The organism is Alterotamlana spongicola (assembly GCF_035818475.1).
Classification (GTDB): domain Bacteria; phylum Bacteroidota; class Bacteroidia; order Flavobacteriales; family Flavobacteriaceae; genus Cognatitamlana.
In genome coordinates, this window is record NZ_JAYMGV010000001.1 from 2455249 (window position 1) to 2473050 (window position 17802).

Genomic DNA, 17802 nt, shown 5'->3' on the forward strand with positions numbered 1-17802 from the left:
CATAACAATGGAACTTATATTAAAACAAGACGTTGAAAATTTAGGATTTAAAGACGATGTTGTAACAGTTAAGAACGGTTATGGTAGAAACTTTTTAATTCCTCAAGGTAAAGCCATATTGGCTACTATATCTGCTAAAAAGGTATTGGCAGAAAATTTAAAGCAAAGAGCTTTTAAAGAAAAGAAAATTGTTGATGATGCAAATAAGGTTGCTGAAGCCTTGAAAGCATTAGAGGTTAAAATAGCTTCAAAAGTTGGTGCAGGTGATAAATTATTTGGATCTGTAAATAACATTGATTTAGCTGAAGCTTTAGAAAAAGAAGGACAATCCATAGATAAAAAGTTCATCAATGTCATTGGTGGTAATGTTAAGCGTTTAGGCAAATACAATGCTGTGATACGTTTACATAGAGAAGTATCTGTAGATTTACCATTTGAAGTTATTGCGCAAGCAAACTAATTTTAAATTGAAATATTTAAAAACCGTTTAGAGCTTTCTTCTAAACGGTTTTTTTTTGAAAATTAATTTTATATTGAGGCAATAAAATGAAATATTCAAGACTTACAAAAGAACAGTTTGAAGAGCTTCATCAGGAGTTTATTAATTTTTTGGCTACACAATCCATTACAGCTGATGAGTGGGCAAACCTTAAAGCGAATAAGCCGGAGTTAGCTGAAACAGAGTTGGACGTGTTTAGTGATTTGATTTGGGAAGGTGTTTTAAACAAAGCCGAATACTTAGAGCATATCTCTCCGCAACACATGTATTTATTTAAATTGGGAGAGGAGAACATGCAAGCCATTGTGCTTAATCTAAAGAACGATGTTGATATAACGACTACTGAAGGGTATAATTGGTTACGTGAAAACTTGATGGATGACAATGTAGAGTTTTTACAAGCTGATAAAGATTATACAGAAGATAAAAACTTAGATAAGTTCAAAATGATTGAACAAGGCGCGGTTATAACCAAAGGTGATTTATATAGATATTTTGATAAGCTGATAAATTAATCTTTTTGTTGTTATTGTGAAGAGGTGCAAGGTGGCAATTTGTTAATTTCAAGTCAAAAAACTATTTTAAAGAACAATATAGAAATTGCTTTGCTTTTTTTATTAAAAAACTCGCCATGACGTTTGGGTTTTTTATTTTTGTCTTTTCTGTTGAGACAGGAATTCAGTTTAAAATTTTATTTCAATACTATTAAATGGCTCAAAAACCAAGTATACCAAAAGGAACAAGGGATTTTAACCCGGAACAGGTAGCAAAACGAAATTATATTTTCAATACCATTCGTGGTGCATTTGAAACCTATGGATTTCAACCTATTGAAACCCCAAGTTTTGAGAACTCCAGTACGTTGATGGGGAAGTACGGTGAAGAAGGAGATAGATTGATTTTTAAGATTTTAAATTCAGGTGATTACTTGGCAAAAGCAAACGGAGAAGCTTATGCTGAAAAAGATTCAAATAAATTAACGGCTTCAATCTCTGAAAAAGCCCTTCGCTATGATTTAACAGTGCCTTTTGCCCGTTATGTAGTGCAACACCGTAATGAGATTGAGTTACCATTTAAACGTTATCAAATACAACCGGTTTGGCGGGCAGATAGACCACAAAAGGGGCGATTTAGAGAGTTTTATCAATGTGATGCTGATGTGGTTGGTTCTAAATCTTTATGGCAGGAAGTGGAGTTTATTCAACTGTATGATACTGTTTTTTCTTCCTTAAAACTGGAAGAGGTCATTATTAAAATCAATAACAGAAAAATACTTTCGGGTATCGCAGAGGTAATTGGTGCCGGTGACAAGTTAATTGATTTTACAGTGACATTGGATAAACTGGATAAAATAGGAGAGGAGAAGGTAAAAGAAGAAATGCTTGGTAAAGGTATACCGCAATCAGGTATTGATAAGCTCAAGCCGTTATTTACATTATCCGGTACTTTTGAATCTCAAATAGAAAGTTTAAAAGCTATTCTAAGTACTTCAGAAGATGGCCTTAAAGGTATTGAAGAACTAGCGTTTATTGATAATGCTATTTCTGATTTAGGCTTATCTACAGCTTCTTTACAATTAGATGTGACTTTAGCTCGTGGATTAAATTATTACACAGGAGCTATTTTTGAAGTGTCTGCTCCTAAAAATGTGAAAATGGGATCTATTGGTGGCGGTGGTCGTTATGATGATTTAACCGGCATTTTTGGGCTAAAAGATGTTAGTGGGGTTGGTATTAGTTTTGGTTTAGACAGAATTTATCTGGTTTTAGAAGAATTGGGCTTATTTCCAGAAACGGTAAATAAAAATGTTGAAGTCTTATTCATTAACTTTGGTGAGAAAGAAGCTTTGTTTAGTTTAAAAGCCATTAAAGAATTACGATTAAAAGGAATTAATGCAGAATTATACCCTGATACTGCTAAAATGAAAAAGCAAATGACTCATGCCAATAAACGGGATATTCCTTTTGTGGTTTTAGTGGGTGAAGAGGAAGTCAATTCCAATAACTACACCTTAAAAAATATGCGTTCCGGTGAACAAACAAAAGTATCTCTTGAAACGTTAATACAAACTACAAAAGAGTCTTGAATGCTAATTCAGAGCTTTAAGTATAGTTAAATAGGGGGTGATTTTAGGTGTGAACTGATTAAAATAAGCTATTTAGGGTTTAGGGTATGTATAACAAAGCCTTGTTTTTTATTTTATGAAGCAGCCTTATTTAATTTAAAATAGTTGACTAAAAGCGCCACTACATAATTATAACTTTGTATGCCCTGACTTTGTTTGTTGGCTTTCAAAAAATTGCCGTAAAATAATTTGAATAAAGGCTCCGCAGGGTTTTGGTGAGCCTCCCAAAATTCCCGTACTTCTTCGTAATTTTTTAATATTCCTATGTTTACAGTTTCTACAATGTCTTCATATAATGCTTCGTCTCTTCTATAAATTTCATTTAAACAAAAGCGTAGTCCGAAAGTATACCCGGCATATCTGAAATGAATATCATCATGATTTATACTTGCTAAACAACCTATAAAATTTGCTTCGTTTTCGGCGGCATAGCCCAATTGATGTGCAACCTCATGAGCAGATGTTGTAGGGAACTTATAAATAGGAATTAAACCATCAACCTGAGCTTCGTTAGTTAACGGGTTTAAATACCCACTAAAGCCCATATATGTTAAAGGGTAACTAAATAAAGACCTTTTTAAACTCTTAGGATGGTATTCTAAATGAGGGAAAATGGTTTTTAAGTTTTCATAGCCCTTTGGGGTCATGCTAAAAATAGCACTTTTGCTAAAAGGAATGTCAACTTTAACAGTATCATTTTTAGTAATTTTAAAATGTAGACTGTTGGATATTTCAATTAGTTTTTCAGTGACATTGACCAATTCTTCAGTGGTGTAGTCGTGCTTGATCTTCAAACTTTTATGTAGTGGTAACCTATGGTAGTTCATACCCCAAAATAAATGGAAAGCACCATATATTATTGCTAAGGCAGCAAACACATCAATAAACCAATTTTTAGTGTCCCATCTTAGGCGTTTTCTGTTTTTATAAAACCACCTAAGTATATAAACAATGGCAGCAGTATATACAAAATCACCAAAAGAAAACGGTAGCCATCCCAAGGTAAACCTGAAACCTTTAGAGATTATTGGGTATAATCCATTACTATAATAACGCTCAATAAAATCGGGGTAGTTAGATAAAAACTTTATCAGTAAAACTTGGGGGATTAGTGATAAAGCTAATATTGTTTTTTTCTTTTTCAGCATAACCCAAAAATAGTAAAAATTTATCCCCAATAGTAATTGCTCTTTTCCAATGGATGTTCCTGTTCTAAGTTATATTTTCTGGTGTTGAATTTATTTCAGAATCTCGTCTAATTTATTTTTATTATAAGAATCAGTTGTTTTTAGCATATGCACAAGGAAGATGCTATTTCAATGCATGAATCGCAATCAAATCAGTCTGTTTTTGCTACCTTAGCAAGCAGAAAAAAAACTAAAATGAGTACAGAAATAAGACAACTGGAACCTAAAGATTTATGGAATAAATTTGCGGATTTAAATGCAGTTCCCAGACCCTCAAAAAAAGAAGAACGCGTTATTGCGTTTATGAAAGATTTTGGAAGAAATCTGGGATTGAAAACTACTGTAGATGAAGTAGGCAATGTGATTATCAAAAAACCGGCAACAGCAGGAATGGAAGATAGGGCTACTGTAGTAATGCAATCGCATTTAGATATGGTACATCAAAAAAACAATGATACGGTTTTTGATTTTGATACGCAGGGTATTGAGATGTATATTGATGGAGATTGGGTACGTGCCAAAGGCACAACTTTAGGGGCAGATAATGGTTTGGGGGTAGCTACAATTATGACCATATTAGAAAGCACAGAGATTGAGCACCCTGCTATAGAGGCATTGTTTACCATAGATGAAGAAACAGGGATGACAGGCGCTATGGGGTTAAAGGGAGGTTTGCTTTCTGGAGGCATTTTATTGAACCTGGATACTGAAGAAGATGATGAAATTGGTGTAGGTTGTGCCGGAGGAATTGATATCACTGCAACCCGGAGCTATAATCAGGAAGAAACACCTGAATTTAAAATAGGATATGCTATTTCAGTAAAAGGGCTGCAAGGAGGGCATTCCGGGATGCAAATTCATGAAGGACTGGGTAATGCCAATAAAATTATGAACCGCGTTTTATTTGATGGCTTTGAAAATTATGGGTTACGTATTTCAGAAATTGATGGAGGTAGTTTAAGAAACGCTATACCCCGTGAGAGTAACGCGGTTGTGGCGATTGATGCTGTACATGAAGATGCTTTTTTACTGGAGATGGCATTGGTTACTAATACTATTAAAAAAGAACTTAAAACTATGGAACCCGATTTGAAAATTGAGGTTTCTAAATGTGAAACACCTGAACAAATTATGGATTTAGGAGTTCAGGAAGGGGTTACCAGGGCCATATATGCAGCAACAAACGGGGTGTATAGAATGAGTGCAGATATTCCCGATTTAGTTGAAACTTCAAATAATATTGCCAGGGTAATCATAAAGGATGGTAAAATACATATAGGCTGTTTAACACGCTCGTCAGTTGAGAGTTCTAAAATGGATTTAGCCAACACATTAAGGGCTACATTTGAGTTAACCGGATGCGAAGTAGAATTTTCGGGAGCTTACCCAGGGTGGACTCCAAATATGGATTCGGCTATTTTAAAAGTAATGGCCGGGTTATATGAAGAATTAAATGGGGAAAAACCACATGTAGCAGCTTGTCATGCAGGGCTTGAATGCGGAATTTTGGGAACCAACTATCCGGATATGGATATGATAAGTTTTGGGCCGAATATAAAAGGAGCACATTCACCAGATGAACGGGCACAAATTTCATCGGTTCAAAAATATTGGACATTTGTTTTGGAAATATTGAAGCAGATACCAAAGAAATAAAAACTAGTCATTATAGGGAGTATTTCGTTTAGTAATATATAGTAACTGATTAAAAAATTTACTTTTCATTAAGAACAAGAGTTAAAGTATAAAACAAGAACGTACAAACTGTTGATGTTTGTGCGTTCTTATCTATTATTAATACAATTTATTGTTTCTGCTGTTATTGATTCTTAATTTCCATAAGAATATTAGCAAGTTTTTCCGGTTGAGAGAAGTTTGGAGTATGGCTCGAATTTAAGGTAAACACTTTTTGAACCATCCCGTTATACATCGCTCTTTGTATTTCAATTGGAATAGCTCTATCTTCTGTACATTCAATATAATATTTTGGAATATTTCCAAAATTTTCATCTGTAATCTCCAATTTATACATTAACGGAGAGGATGGTTCAGGGACTATATAAGGTTTGGCTCCATTAAAAGCTTCTTTTGGAATATCATGAGCAAAAGCATTTTGAATTTCTTCTTCTTTTACCAATGCATATGTTTTATCTTCAGAAAGATAGAAGTTATCTACTGCTGAAGAGCCTTTTACACCTTGTACTGCTTCATAAAATGAACCTCCATTTGGCAGTAAAAAGGCGGTTAAATAAACAAGTTTGTTAACTTTATTTGGCCTCAATTCGGCTGCCCTACTAATGGTTATGCCATTAAAACTATGGCCTACTAAAATTACCGGCCTATCTTGCTTATCAAGTATTTCTGTAAGTGTTTTTACATAGTCCTCCATGGTAATATCTTTAGGGGAAGTCTTATCATTTCCGTGGCCTGGTAAATCAGGAGTAATAACTGTATGTCCTTTTTCCTCTAAAGTTTTGGCTACATTTTTCCATTCCCACCCACCTAGCCAGGCAGCGTGTACTAAAACGTAGGTTTCTTTTTGTGTATTCATAGTATTATTGTTTTTATATTGTTCTTTTACTTCAAAATGATCTTCTTTTAATTTCCAGTTCCCTTCTGTTTTAACCCAGGTTTCATTGGTGATAATACCTTTGCCAACATTCATACTCCAATTAGAAGACACAATGGCTTTTTTATCACTTATTATTTTTACCTGAGTATTGGTATATTTTAGATCTGATGCTCCGGATTGAATGAAAGAGGCCCAAAACTCACTGATGGCTTTTCTGCCTTCAAAAATTCCGAAAGGTTTAGTAACCATAACTGCATCTGTAGCATAAGCATTAGAAATTTCAGTAATATTGCCTTGATTGAAATTGAAGATCCAGTTTTTACTCGCTTTTAAAACTTGCTCTTCTGCTTTTTCAATATTAGAGCAACCAAGCAGAGTTATAAAGAGTAACGTTAGAGCTATTAAATAATTAAGTTGTAATTTCATATTATCTTATTTTTAATTTGTACACTGCAAATCTAGATCAGTAAATAAGATAAAACCTGTATCTTTTGATACAGGTTATAGAATACTGTTATTTTTTGAAGGTTAACTCTAGAGTAACTCAATCTTTTTGAATCCCAGACTAAGAATACCATCCAGCTCAAATTGTTTTAAGATTTTTGAAACCATTTCGCGTGTTGTGCCAATTTCGTTAGCTAATTGACTGTGGGATAGGTTTATAATAGGAGATCGATTCTTTTTGCTTTCAGATTTCAGATAATCCAATAAACGTTTATTAACCTTATTGAAAGCTAGATTTTTGTGTGAAAGCAGTAAGTCTTCATAGCTAATAATAAATGAATCTGTAGTAAATTTATTCCAGGATTTGTATTTAAAGCTCCATTCAGAAACTAATCTAACAGGGATTTTTATAAGTGTTGTTTCTGTTTCCGTTTTAGCATTTATCACACTTTTACAATCTCTAAATGTTGCGGAAAGTGATAATGCACATGTTTGAATAGGATTAACATAGTAAAGTAATATTTGCCGATCTTCATTACCTTGCCATACCCTTACCCGTCCATTGATAACTATTGCCAGCCATTTAATGTATTTATCCTGTTCTACTATAAATGTATTTTTAGGAACGATCTGTAATTCTCCAACTTTTGTGATTTCTTTTTGAAGCTGTTCTTCTGAAATGTTTATTGCTTTAAACAGCTGGTTAAATTCATTCATTAATTGATAAAATAAAAATAAAGTTTTGTTTCATTGAACTTTATCAGTTGCAAAACGAAAGTAGTTGAAGTTTTTTATAAAACTTTGAACATATGATAACTAAGGTACTGGGTCATATCCTGATCCGCCCCAGGGATGACAACTAAAAATACGTTTAACAGCTAGCCATCCACCCTTAAATAAACCATATTTTTTTAGGGCTTCTTTACTATAGTGAGAGCATGTTGGAGTGTATCTGCATGTAGCAGGGGTTAATGGAGAGATAAAGATTTGATATACTTTTATCAAAAACAAAAAAGGCGTTATGAGTAATTTTTTCATTATAACAAAATACCAGGTTGAGCACAGTCTGAAACCTATTTTTATGTCTAACTCCTGATTGTTTTATAGCATAACCAAAAGCAAATCTAATTAACGGAAAATGTAGTACCGTCTTTACCATCTTTAAGTTGAATGCCAACTTCGGCTAACTCATCACGTATTTTATCCGACAGCGCAAAATCTTTATTGGCTCTGGCTTCTTGCCTTAATTTAATCAATATATCTACAGTGCCAGATAGTTTATCAGAACCAGAATCGTTTTTAGCAACATTTTCAAGACCCAGAACATCAAATACAAATGTATTTACGGTACTTTTTAAAATCTCCAGATCTTCAGAAGAAATAGTTTCAGCACCATCTTTTACTTGGTTAATGTACTTAGCCGCTTCAAACAAATGCGCAATTAAAATGGGCGAATTAAAATCGTCATTCATAGCATCATAACATTTCTGTTTCCATGCTAGTATATCAAATGATGATTGCTTTGAAATTGGTAAGCCATTTAGAAGGTTTACAGCATCCATCAATCTGTAAAAACCTTTTTCGCTAGCTAATAACCCATCATCTGTTAAGTCTAAAACACTTCGGTATGATGATTGTGCATTAAAGAATCTAATCACACCCGGAGCATAAGCTTTGCTGAAAAACGTATTATTACCGGATAATAACTCATCAGGATTTACAGTATTGCCTGTAGTTTTAGACATGCGCTGTCCGTTTAATTCCAGCATATTGGCATGCATCCAGTAATTTACAGGCGATTTACCTTTGGCAGCTTCGTTTTGAGCAATTTCACATTCATGATGAGGGAATTTAAGATCCATTCCACCGCCATGAATATCAAACTGTTCGCCTAAGTATTTTGTGCTCATAGCAGTACACTCTAAATGCCAACCCGGGAAACCGTCACTCCATGGCGAAGGCCAACGCATAATGTGTTGGGGCTCTGCTTTTTTCCAAAGTGCAAAATCCTGCGGATTCTTTTTGTCGCTCTGCCCGTCTAATTCCCTGGTATTGTGAATTAAATCATCAAGCTTGCGCTTACTTAATTTACCGTACTCATTGGTTTCATTAAATTTATGAACATCAAAATATACGGAACCATTGACTTCATAAGCAAAACCATTCTCAATAATAGTATTTATTAATTCAATTTGTTCAATAATATGCCCGGTAGCAGTAGGTTCAATACTAGGAGGTAAAAAATTGAATATATTTAGGATGTTGTGGAAATCTACGGTGTAACGTTGCACCACTTCCATAGGTTCAATCTGCTCTAATCGCGCTTTTTTCGTGATTTTATCTTCACCCGCATCAGCATCATTTTCTAAATGGCCGGCATCAGTAATATTTCTAACATAGCGAACTTTATACCCCAGATGTTTCAAATATCTAAATACCATATCAAAAGACATGAAAGTCCTTACATTTCCTAAATGTACATTACTATAAACCGTTGGTCCACAAACGTACATACCTATATGGCCTTCATTAATAGGTTTGAATAGTTCTTTTTTTCCGGTAAGTGAATTGTATATTTTTACTAGTTGTGACTGGTATAATGGCATGTTGGTTTACTAATGAATTATTTAATTTGCGTTAAAAACTAAAATGAAGTGTCTAATTTGATATAATCAAGAAACTCACGCCTTGTAGCCATATCTTTAAATTTTCCGCCAAATTCTGAAGTTACGGTACTACTTTCAATATCTCTAATGCCTCTTGAATTAACACATAAATGTTTTGCGTCAATAACACAAGCTACATCTTTTGTGCCTAATACGTCCTGAAGTTCTCTAACCACTTGAATGGTAAGACGTTCCTGAACCTGTGGGCGTTTAGCAAAATAGTCTACAATACGATTCATTTTGGATAAGCCCACTACCGTTCCGTTAGAGATGTATGCAATATGAGCTCTTCCAACTATAGGTAAAAGATGGTGTTCACAAGTTGAGTATACGGTAATATTCTTTTCAACCAACATTTCACCGTATTTGTACTTGTTTTCAAATGTAGAAGCACTTGGTTTTTTATTAGGGTCCAAACCACCAAAAATTTCTTTAACAAACATTTTAGCAACCCTGTTAGGCGTACCTTTTAAACTGTCGTCAGTTAAGTCCAAGCCTAGAGTTTCCATAATATGACGCACATCATCTTTAATGATATCTATTTTTTCTTCCTTTGAAAGTTTAAAGGCATCACTGCGCAATGGTGTGTTTTCTGAAGTACCAATATGCTCGTTTCCTAAAGCGTCAAAATCTTCTAAATTATTATCAAATTTCATCTGTAAAAGCTCAAAATTTAATTTGCAAAGATAAGCATTTCTCTTTTGTTATGCCTGGTGTTAGCAAATAATTAATATTTGGGTTTAGTCTGTTTTATTTGTGGTTAATTACATAATTTATTAGTAAATCAATAAAGCCTGAACTAATAGTTCAGGCTTTTCTAAAACAGTATTACATCAGGGTTTCTTATATATTGAAAGCCAAAGATAGTGTAATGTTTGAATTTTTTTGATCTATTGATGCGGTGTCTATTAATCCAAAACTGTAAAGCGGCGTAGCAAAAGAACGTTCAGCTTCATCATAAGTAATATCTAATTTGGTGTTGCCAAAATTAATGCCTATTCCAACCGAATACCCGGTTAGATCTCCAATAGTCACACCATCTGCATATGGGCTTTCTTCAAAGCGATAGCCACCTCTTAAGCTAATCTGTTGTATTTTATATTCTGCTCCAACACGGTAGGTAGAGGCATCGGTTAGTATATCGTTCATTATTTGATTTTGGTCAGCAAAAAACGGATCGGAAGTTGGTTTAAATTTTGTTTTGCTGTAGTTCTTTTTAGAATAGTCAAAACTAATAAGTCCTTGCTTAGCAAATATATATGCCAAACTTCCGGTTATCTTTGAGGGCGATTGCAATCTGTACCTTGGATAAACATTTACTACATTAGGGTTTATTGGGTCAAAACCTTGATTAGCCAATTCATTGGTGTCTATAAATTGTGTTGTTTCCTCATCAATAGAGTACCATGTAGGGGAATCATAAACAAGACCGGCTCTAAATTCAGGAGTCAGCCTTAAAATTCCTCCTAATTGAAAAGAAAACCCAACTCCTCTGGTAGATAAATTGTTTTTAAAATCTATGTAATCTACAATAGAGCCATTATTATTGTCTTCTTCCAATATGGTAGTTCGGTTATAATTGATAAAATGCGAGTTTAAATTGATTCCTAATGATAATTTATCTTCATACTGTGTAGCAAGATTAAAAGTCATTTTACCATTGTATCCGGTAGCAATGTAAGCATAGTTATGATCAAAAAAACCAGGTTCAACATTAGCAAAATAGGAAGTGTTCTCGTCATCATCCACTTCAGGATCTAAAATAAAAGATTCATACCCTAAAAAGGCTTGTTGATGAGAGAAGCCAAACGAATCACCTATAGCTCGATAGGCATCAGTTATAGATTCTCCGGGTAAAACTGAGATGTCTGCTAATCTTTTACCATCAGCGGATAAAAAAAAGTATCCAGCAATAGAATTTGCAGGAGATAAGACTTCGTTATTATCATTTACAAAAACCTCATCATTAGTATTTAAACCTCTTGCGTACCAATTATCATAGTGATTGTTAGTTCTTTCATAGTTAAAGGATAAGGCAAATTTTTTCCAGGGAGACCTTTGGTCATGGTTTGCAAATACAAATGCAACACCACCTTGATTGATGGTAAAATTAGAATCACTTGAGCTAACTAGTCCATTAAAGTATCTGGTAGTGTTATCAATGCTGCTATTAGACCCTGTGAATGAGGCATGGCTTTGGCTGAAGACAACAGAACCGGCAGGGTTTAAACTTACAGCGCTCATATCACCTCCTAAAGCCCCAAATGCTCCGCTTAACGCTCTAAAACGAGCAGTTCCTTGAATTTCATTTTGCGAATATTTCAGTGCGTCGCTAATATCTTGTGCGTAAATTGTAGACATAGATAACACACTAATGAATAGTAAATTTAACTTTTTCATATCGATTATTTTCTTTTTATGTTAGGGTTAGCGTCTTCTTCCTCCACCAGAAGACCTTGATGCACCGGAGCTTCTGCCTGAACTGGATGATCTTGACATAGAGCCGCTACTTGAACTAGAACTTCTGCTAGGTGAATAAGTAGAATTATTTGAAGATGAAGGCCTTCTATAGGTACTTCCAGAACTTGATCTACTTGTTGTAGACGGTTGTCTGTATATGGTACTTGAGCTTCTTCTTACTGTTGAAGATGAAGATCTTGTAGTTGAATTTGTTGAAGGTGTTCTGGCTACCGTTGACCGTCTTGTTGTACTTGAGTATGTACGGTTATTAGTAGGGGTAGCAGAATTATAACTTCTTCTATATGTTGTAGATGCTGTGCCTGAATTTCTGGCAACACTGCTTCTTCTTGACGTGTTGTATTTTGATTGTGTAGGGGTTTTAGAGTTCACAGAGCTACGTCTTCCCGTACTGCTTGTTCCGTTAATAGAACTACGGGCTGTAGAACCATTATAAAAAGAACTGCGTCTTCCGTTCTGTGATCTACTATAATTTCCAGCATAGTAACTTCCTCTTCTACTGGCACTATATGAGAGATGTCTTCTGCCATAATAGCCGCCTCCCCATGTAGGTGGATATCCCCATCCCGGGTACCCCCATCCCCATCCGGGACCCCAATTATTCCATCCCCACCAGCCATTCCAGCCCCAGTGGTTCCATCTCCAGCTATTCCATCCCCAGCCAAAGCCAGCATTCCAACCCCAATTGTTCCAGCCGTTATCAACATAATTGATGGTTACACTATTACTGGTTTGACCCCATCCACCATAGCCTTGATAATCATTAACTAAGGTGTCATTTTCAGCATAGTTAGGGTTCTCATAAGAGTCTATATCAGTAAAAATAGCATCTTCTTCATTAATAAAATTTTCAGATTCTATAGATTTTGTTTTAAAATAGTTTTCATAGAAATTACTATGCTTCTCCTTTGGAGCTTCAACAATTTCAACTTGATTTTGTGCTACAGGATCGCCATAAATACCATCATTGTCCACACCAACATATTGATAAGAACCACATGAAACTAAACCAAATAGCAAACCAATTAAGGCCGTTATTGGCGCTTTTCTTTTTAAGTAGTTGTTAAATCGCATATCTCTAGAATTTTATTGTTGAACATCACAAAAATAGTTAGTTTTGCTAAACTATTTTTTATTTAACTAAGTCACAACATTTGTGCCAAAAAATTAATATGAGCAAAAAACTTACTAGCAGAGCAGAAGATTATTCCAAATGGTATAATGAATTGGTTGTCAAAGCAGACCTGGCAGAGAATTCTGCAGTTAGAGGCTGTATGGTAATTAAGCCTTATGGTTATGCAATTTGGGAAAAAATGCAGGCAGAATTGGATAGAATGTTTAAAGAAACCGGGCATCAAAATGCTTATTTTCCATTATTTGTTCCGAAAAGTTTGTTTGAAGCTGAAGAAAAAAATGCCGAAGGTTTTGCTAAAGAGTGTGCTGTTGTTACTCATTACAGGTTGCAGAATGATCCTGATAAAAAGGGGAAATTACGTGTTGACCCGGAAGCCCGGTTAGAAGAGGAACTTGTAGTAAGGCCTACCAGTGAAGCTATTATTTGGAATACTTACAGGGGTTGGATTCAATCTTATAGAGATTTACCGTTATTGATAAACCAATGGGCCAATGTGGTGCGTTGGGAAATGCGTACACGTTTGTTTTTGCGTACAGCAGAGTTTTTATGGCAAGAGGGGCATACTGCCCATGAAACTAAGGAGGAAGCTTTAGAAGAAGCAAAGTTAATGAATAATGTATATGCCACTTTTGTTGAAAAGTTTATGGCAATTCCGGTGATCCAGGGTTTAAAGACAGAAAGTGAACGCTTTGCAGGAGCAGATGAAACGTATTGTATAGAAGCCTTAATGCAGGATGGCAAAGCTTTACAGGCAGGAACATCGCATTTTTTAGGGCAAAATTTTGCTAGGGCTTTTGATGTGAAATTTGCTAATAAAGAAGGGAAACAGGATTACGTATGGGCTACTTCCTGGGGAGTATCCACCAGATTAATGGGTGCTTTAATTATGACACATAGTGATGACAACGGATTGGTATTACCTCCAAGTTTAGCACCAAATCAAGTGGTAATTGTTCCTATATATAAAAGTGAAGAGGATTTAAATGCTATTACAGAGATTGCAAATAGCATTTTAAGTGATTTAAGAGGGAAAAGCATAACCGTTAAGTTTGATAACAGAACAACTCATAGGCCTGGAGCCAAGTTTGCACAGCATGAACTACAAGGTGTGCCATTGAGAATAGCTATCGGACCAAAAGATCTGGCAAATGGCACTGTGGAAATTGCAAGGCGTGATACCTTAACCAAAGAAATTGTAGCCCTTGATAATTTAAATGATAAAGTAGAAGGTTTATTAAAAGAGATTCAGGAATCCTTATTTAATAAAGCTTTGGACTTTAGAAATGAACATATAACAGAAGTAGATACTTTTGATGCATTTAAAGAAGTTTTAGATGCAAAGACAGGCTTTATTTCGGCACATTGGGATGGTACTGCAGAAACCGAAGACAAAATAAAAGAATTGACTAAAGCTACCATTAGGTGTATACCTTTGGAAGGAAAAGAAGAGGAAGGGGTTTGTATTTATTCTGGTAAGCCTTCAAAGCAAAGAGTATTGTTTGCAAAAGCGTATTAAAGCTGTCAAAATAAGGGTAAAGTAAATTTTTTTAAAAAAAGATTATTTTGCTCTTGCAACATTTAAAAATAGTTGTATTTTTGCATCCGCAATGGAAAACATTGTGAAGTTATTTGAAAAAGAGAAGTAAAAAATAAATTTAAAAGTTGCAGTTTGGCAAATTAAATTTATCTTTGCGCACTCAAAAACAAATGGCCCGTTCGTCTATCGGCTAGGACGCCAGGTTTTCATCCTGGTAAGAGGGGTTCGATTCCCCTACGGGCTACAATATTTTAATAAGAAAGAATAAAATGGCAAATCATAAGTCAGCATTAAAAAGAATTAGAAGTAACGAAGCTAAGCGTTTACTTAACAAGTATCAGCATAAAACTACTCGTAATGCAATCAAAAAATTACGCGAGTCAACTGATAAGAAAGAAGCTGAAGCTTTATTTCCTTCAGTAGTTTCTATGCTTGATAAATTAGCTAAGAAAAATGTAATTCATGCAAACAAAGCAGCTAACCTTAAATCTGGTTTAGCAAAGCATGTTGCTGCGTTATAAGAATTAAAAGCTCATAATATATAAAAGGCTTCTCATTGTTGAGAAGCCTTTTTTTATGCTCTATAAATTCAGTATTTTTACCCTTACTTATTTAATTTCCGTCATAAAAGATGCCTCAGATTAGATTATTTTTTAGATTCATTACGTTCCGTTTTTTAGGCAATGATTTATGCTTAAAATTATATGTATTATTGGTTTTGATATCAATAGCTACTGCCTGCAAACCAAAAACTTATAATGAACCTGATATCTCTCTTGAGCAGTACCAAATAGAGAATGGTTTTGAGTTACAGGTTGTAGCGTCAGAGCCATTTATTGAGGCACCGGTTGCTATAGATTTTGATAATAAGGGTAGAATATGGACGGTAGAGATGAAAGGTTATATGCAAAGCCTAGAAGGTACGGGAGATGAAATGCCTAATGGGGTTATTTCTATTTTAGAGGATTATGACAAGGATGGAATTACAGATCATTCAAAGGTATTTATAGATAGTTTAATCTTACCGCGAGCTATTGCTCATGTTTATGGCGGACTCCTATATGCCGAACCTCCTAATCTTTGGTTTGTGGAAATAAAGGATGATAAACCTTATAACAAGGTGCTGGTAGATTCTTTATATTCTGATGGTGGAAATGTTGAGCACCAGCCAAATGGTTTGATGATGCACATAGATAATTGGATTTACAATGCAAAATCCAATTTTAGATATCAGCGTAAAAACAATACGTGGATCAAGGAACCTACTACCTTTCGTGGTCAGTGGGGAATTAGTAAAGATAATTTTGGAAGGCTTTATTATAACACCAATTCAACCCAGTTAATAGGTGATTTTGTCTTGCCAAATACAATAATTAAAAATGTACACTATAAGCCTACTGAAGCTTTAAAAAGGAAGCTTACTGATAGCCAAAGAGTTTACCCTTTACATGCAACATCAGTAAATAGGGGGTATGTAAAAGGTGTATTGGATAAGGATAGCCTTTTGATAAATGTTACTTCAGCTTGTGGGCCATTAGTGTATAGAGGAGACAAGTATCCAAAAGACTATTTGGAAAATGCCTTTGTTTGTGCGCCGGAGGCTAATTTGATTAAACGAAACATATTAACCTTTGAACCTAGTAAGATTAGTGGTAAACAGGCTGTAGCCGGTAGAGAATTCATTGCTTCAACAGATGAAGGTTTCCGTCCCGTAAACCTTTTTAATGGCCCTGACGGAAACATGTATATTGTTGATATGCATAGAGGTATAATTCAGGACAAAGCGTTTTTAACCTCTTATTTACATAACCAAATTGCAGAAAAGCAATTGGATACTATTATTGGGATGGGACGTCTTTTAAAAGTTGTGAATAAGAATAGCGCTTTAACAAAGCCTATTGATCTGGAAAGGTTAAATACCTTAGAATTGGTCGGCTTACTGGATCATTCTAATGGTTGGTTACGCGATAAAGCGCAGCAGTTGTTGATTTTTAATAATGATAAGGAAACCATCCCTTTATTGTTAAAAGCACTTGATAATTCCGATAAACCTATTCTTCAAATGCATGTTTTGCATACGTTAAACGGTTTGAATGCTTTGAATTATAATGTTTTAGAAAAATTTATTTATGCTAATAACCATAGCCAACCTATAAGTCATGCATTTGTTTTGTTGGAGCAATTTGCAACATTAGACCGTATGCCTTCTTTAATTAAATTGACAGATAACCTAATATTGAAGAATAACCCAGAAATAGATTTGTATGTTTTAAGTGCATTGGGTGAGTGGATGATGCTTTCTCCCCGGGATTTATTTCCAAAAGTATTTGAGCTTTTGAATAAATATGATTACGATCTTATTTATCAAGAAGGTTTAATGAATAGCTTAAGGGGTAATGAAGAACTATACTTGTCATTTTTAAATGATCAGAAAATAGATACTGTCAACGAAGCATTTTTAGAGAACTTACAAGCAATAATTTCTAATAAACAGAAGAATAAAAAGAGTTTTATTTATACTAAAAAAGGATCAAATACAGATACCAGAACGGCGGGGTATAATATATTCAGAAATCTTTGTGCTACTTGTCATGGTATAAATGGAGAAGGGGTTGAAAATCTGGCACCTCCTTTAAAGCATTCAGAGTATATAACAGAATCGACAGAAAGGCTGGTATTGATAATATTACATGGCTTGTCAGGGCCAATTCATGTTAATGGTAAATTATATGAGTTCAATACCGTTATGCCTGGGTTGGCTCAGAATGTGGAGTTTACAGATGAGGATATTCAGAATGTTATTAGCTATGTAACCAATGCATTTTCAAATGAATCCCAAAAACTGGAATTAGATAGAATAAAAGCACTACGTAAGCAAAAGCCCAAGAATGTTGGCGGGTATACAGAAGAAGAGTTGCTTCAGTTGTTGCATAATAAATAATCTAAGATTTTTGATCCTATTAGATGATTTGCTTTGTTCTACTTAAAGTGTTCGTTAAGTTGTTGCCAAGTTCCTCTTATTTGGCGTCTATCTTTATTTTTAGTTGTTTTTTATAAGGCTCTGATATTACTGATATTTGAGTGAAAATCTCTATAATGTTTAAAAATCAAAAAAAGAGAAGCATTGCAATAAAAAAGCCTTAACAAATTTTGTTAAGG

General features: G+C 34.6%; 15 protein-coding genes and 1 tRNA gene. 8 read left to right on the forward strand and 8 right to left on the reverse strand.

Features of this window, described 5'->3' with window-relative positions; all coding sequences use genetic code 11:
• Window positions 1-7 precede the first annotated feature (7 nt).
• From rplI to hisS, 3 genes are all read left to right on the forward strand, one after another.
• Window positions 8-460 (forward strand): 50S ribosomal protein L9, encoded by a 453-nt coding sequence (gene rplI, locus VOI54_RS10555; RefSeq protein ID WP_326282756.1) that lies wholly within the window; start codon window positions 8-10, stop codon window positions 458-460.
• An 86-nt stretch (window positions 461-546) separates the two neighbouring features.
• Window positions 547-1014: a DUF6495 family protein gene (locus tag VOI54_RS10560; protein ID WP_326282757.1), complete on the forward strand. Its 468-nt coding sequence runs from the start codon at window positions 547-549 to the stop codon at window positions 1012-1014.
• A 194-nt stretch (window positions 1015-1208) separates the two neighbouring features.
• On the forward strand, window positions 1209-2585 hold the full coding sequence (hisS, locus tag VOI54_RS10565; protein ID WP_326282758.1) for a histidine--tRNA ligase: 1377 nt from the start codon (window positions 1209-1211) through the stop codon (window positions 2583-2585).
• A 113-nt stretch (window positions 2586-2698) separates the two neighbouring features.
• On the opposite strand, the gene VOI54_RS10570 is transcribed toward hisS, so the two are convergent.
• Window positions 2699-3772 carry a DUF3810 domain-containing protein gene (locus VOI54_RS10570; protein ID WP_326282759.1) on the reverse strand — a complete coding sequence of 358 codons (1074 nt, stop codon included), beginning with the start codon at window positions 3770-3772 and terminating at the stop codon, window positions 2699-2701.
• Window positions 3773-4006: 234 nt separating this feature from the next.
• Between VOI54_RS10570 and VOI54_RS10575 the strand changes: the two genes are divergently transcribed.
• Window positions 4007-5467, forward strand: coding sequence for an aminoacyl-histidine dipeptidase (locus VOI54_RS10575; protein WP_326283154.1), 1461 nt, complete (start codon window positions 4007-4009; stop codon window positions 5465-5467).
• A gap of 163 nt (window positions 5468-5630) precedes the next feature.
• Here VOI54_RS10575 and VOI54_RS10580 read toward each other — a convergent pair whose 3' ends face one another.
• From VOI54_RS10580 to VOI54_RS10610, 7 genes are all read right to left on the reverse strand, one after another.
• The gene (locus VOI54_RS10580; protein ID WP_326282760.1) at window positions 5631-6809 is read right to left on the reverse strand and encodes an alpha/beta fold hydrolase; all 1179 of its coding nucleotides are present in this window, start codon (window positions 6807-6809) and stop codon (window positions 5631-5633) included.
• A gap of 108 nt (window positions 6810-6917) precedes the next feature.
• A complete protein-coding gene (locus tag VOI54_RS10585) occupies window positions 6918-7544 on the reverse strand; it encodes a Crp/Fnr family transcriptional regulator (protein ID WP_326282761.1) in 627 nt (208 codons plus the stop codon).
• A 99-nt stretch (window positions 7545-7643) separates the two neighbouring features.
• Window positions 7644-7865 (reverse strand): membrane protein insertion efficiency factor YidD, encoded by a 222-nt coding sequence (gene yidD / locus VOI54_RS10590; RefSeq protein WP_326282762.1) that lies wholly within the window; start codon window positions 7863-7865, stop codon window positions 7644-7646.
• A gap of 86 nt (window positions 7866-7951) precedes the next feature.
• On the reverse strand, window positions 7952-9433 hold the full coding sequence (gene cysS, locus VOI54_RS10595) for a cysteine--tRNA ligase (RefSeq protein WP_326282763.1): 1482 nt from the start codon (window positions 9431-9433) through the stop codon (window positions 7952-7954).
• A 38-nt stretch (window positions 9434-9471) separates the two neighbouring features.
• On the reverse strand, window positions 9472-10149 hold the full coding sequence (gene folE / locus VOI54_RS10600) for a GTP cyclohydrolase I FolE (protein WP_326282764.1): 678 nt from the start codon (window positions 10147-10149) through the stop codon (window positions 9472-9474).
• A gap of 187 nt (window positions 10150-10336) precedes the next feature.
• Window positions 10337-11893 carry an OmpP1/FadL family transporter gene (locus tag VOI54_RS10605; protein WP_326282765.1) on the reverse strand — a complete coding sequence of 519 codons (1557 nt, stop codon included), beginning with the start codon at window positions 11891-11893 and terminating at the stop codon, window positions 10337-10339.
• A gap of 27 nt (window positions 11894-11920) precedes the next feature.
• Window positions 11921-13045 (reverse strand): hypothetical protein, encoded by a 1125-nt coding sequence (locus VOI54_RS10610; protein WP_326282766.1) that lies wholly within the window; start codon window positions 13043-13045, stop codon window positions 11921-11923.
• A gap of 98 nt (window positions 13046-13143) precedes the next feature.
• On the opposite strand from VOI54_RS10610, the gene proS reads away from it, so the two are divergent.
• From proS to VOI54_RS10630, 4 genes are all read left to right on the forward strand, one after another.
• Window positions 13144-14622, forward strand: a complete 1479-nt coding sequence (proS, locus tag VOI54_RS10615; RefSeq protein WP_326282767.1) for a proline--tRNA ligase — start codon at window positions 13144-13146, stop codon at window positions 14620-14622.
• 193 nt (window positions 14623-14815) lie between these two features.
• Window positions 14816-14887: transfer RNA gene (locus tag VOI54_RS10620), tRNA-Glu, on the forward strand.
• Between the two features lie 25 nt (window positions 14888-14912).
• The gene (gene rpsT / locus VOI54_RS10625) at window positions 14913-15164 is read left to right on the forward strand and encodes a 30S ribosomal protein S20 (protein WP_326282768.1); all 252 of its coding nucleotides are present in this window, start codon (window positions 14913-14915) and stop codon (window positions 15162-15164) included.
• Window positions 15165-15274: 110 nt separating this feature from the next.
• Window positions 15275-17584, forward strand: a complete 2310-nt coding sequence (locus VOI54_RS10630; RefSeq protein WP_326282769.1) for a DUF7133 domain-containing protein — start codon at window positions 15275-15277, stop codon at window positions 17582-17584.
• Window positions 17585-17802: the final 218 nt, after the last annotated feature.

Excerpts from the sequence above, each read along its gene's own strand:
- VOI54_RS10610 (WP_326282766.1), bottom strand. The coding sequence starts at position 13,045 with ATGCGATTTAACAACTACTTAAAAAGAAAAGCGCCAATAACGGCCTTA.
- VOI54_RS10560 (WP_326282757.1), top strand. The coding sequence starts at position 547 with ATGAAATATTCAAGACTTACAAAAGAACAGTTTGAAGAGCTTCATCAG.
- proS (WP_326282767.1), top strand. The coding sequence starts at position 13,144 with ATGAGCAAAAAACTTACTAGCAGAGCAGAAGATTATTCCAAATGGTAT.
- VOI54_RS10575 (WP_326283154.1), top strand. The coding sequence starts at position 4,007 with ATGAGTACAGAAATAAGACAACTGGAACCTAAAGATTTATGGAATAAA.
- yidD (WP_326282762.1), bottom strand. The coding sequence starts at position 7,865 with ATGAAAAAATTACTCATAACGCCTTTTTTGTTTTTGATAAAAGTATAT.
- hisS (WP_326282758.1), top strand. The coding sequence starts at position 1,209 with ATGGCTCAAAAACCAAGTATACCAAAAGGAACAAGGGATTTTAACCCG.
- VOI54_RS10585 (WP_326282761.1), bottom strand. The coding sequence starts at position 7,544 with ATGAATGAATTTAACCAGCTGTTTAAAGCAATAAACATTTCAGAAGAA.
- VOI54_RS10605 (WP_326282765.1), bottom strand. The coding sequence starts at position 11,893 with ATGAAAAAGTTAAATTTACTATTCATTAGTGTGTTATCTATGTCTACA.
- rplI (WP_326282756.1), top strand. The coding sequence starts at position 8 with ATGGAACTTATATTAAAACAAGACGTTGAAAATTTAGGATTTAAAGAC.
- VOI54_RS10570 (WP_326282759.1), bottom strand. The coding sequence starts at position 3,772 with ATGCTGAAAAAGAAAAAAACAATATTAGCTTTATCACTAATCCCCCAA.
- cysS (WP_326282763.1), bottom strand. The coding sequence starts at position 9,433 with ATGCCATTATACCAGTCACAACTAGTAAAAATATACAATTCACTTACC.
- VOI54_RS10630 (WP_326282769.1), top strand. The coding sequence starts at position 15,275 with ATGCCTCAGATTAGATTATTTTTTAGATTCATTACGTTCCGTTTTTTA.
- folE (WP_326282764.1), bottom strand. The coding sequence starts at position 10,149 with ATGAAATTTGATAATAATTTAGAAGATTTTGACGCTTTAGGAAACGAG.
- VOI54_RS10580 (WP_326282760.1), bottom strand. The coding sequence starts at position 6,809 with ATGAAATTACAACTTAATTATTTAATAGCTCTAACGTTACTCTTTATA.
- rpsT (WP_326282768.1), top strand. The coding sequence starts at position 14,913 with ATGGCAAATCATAAGTCAGCATTAAAAAGAATTAGAAGTAACGAAGCT.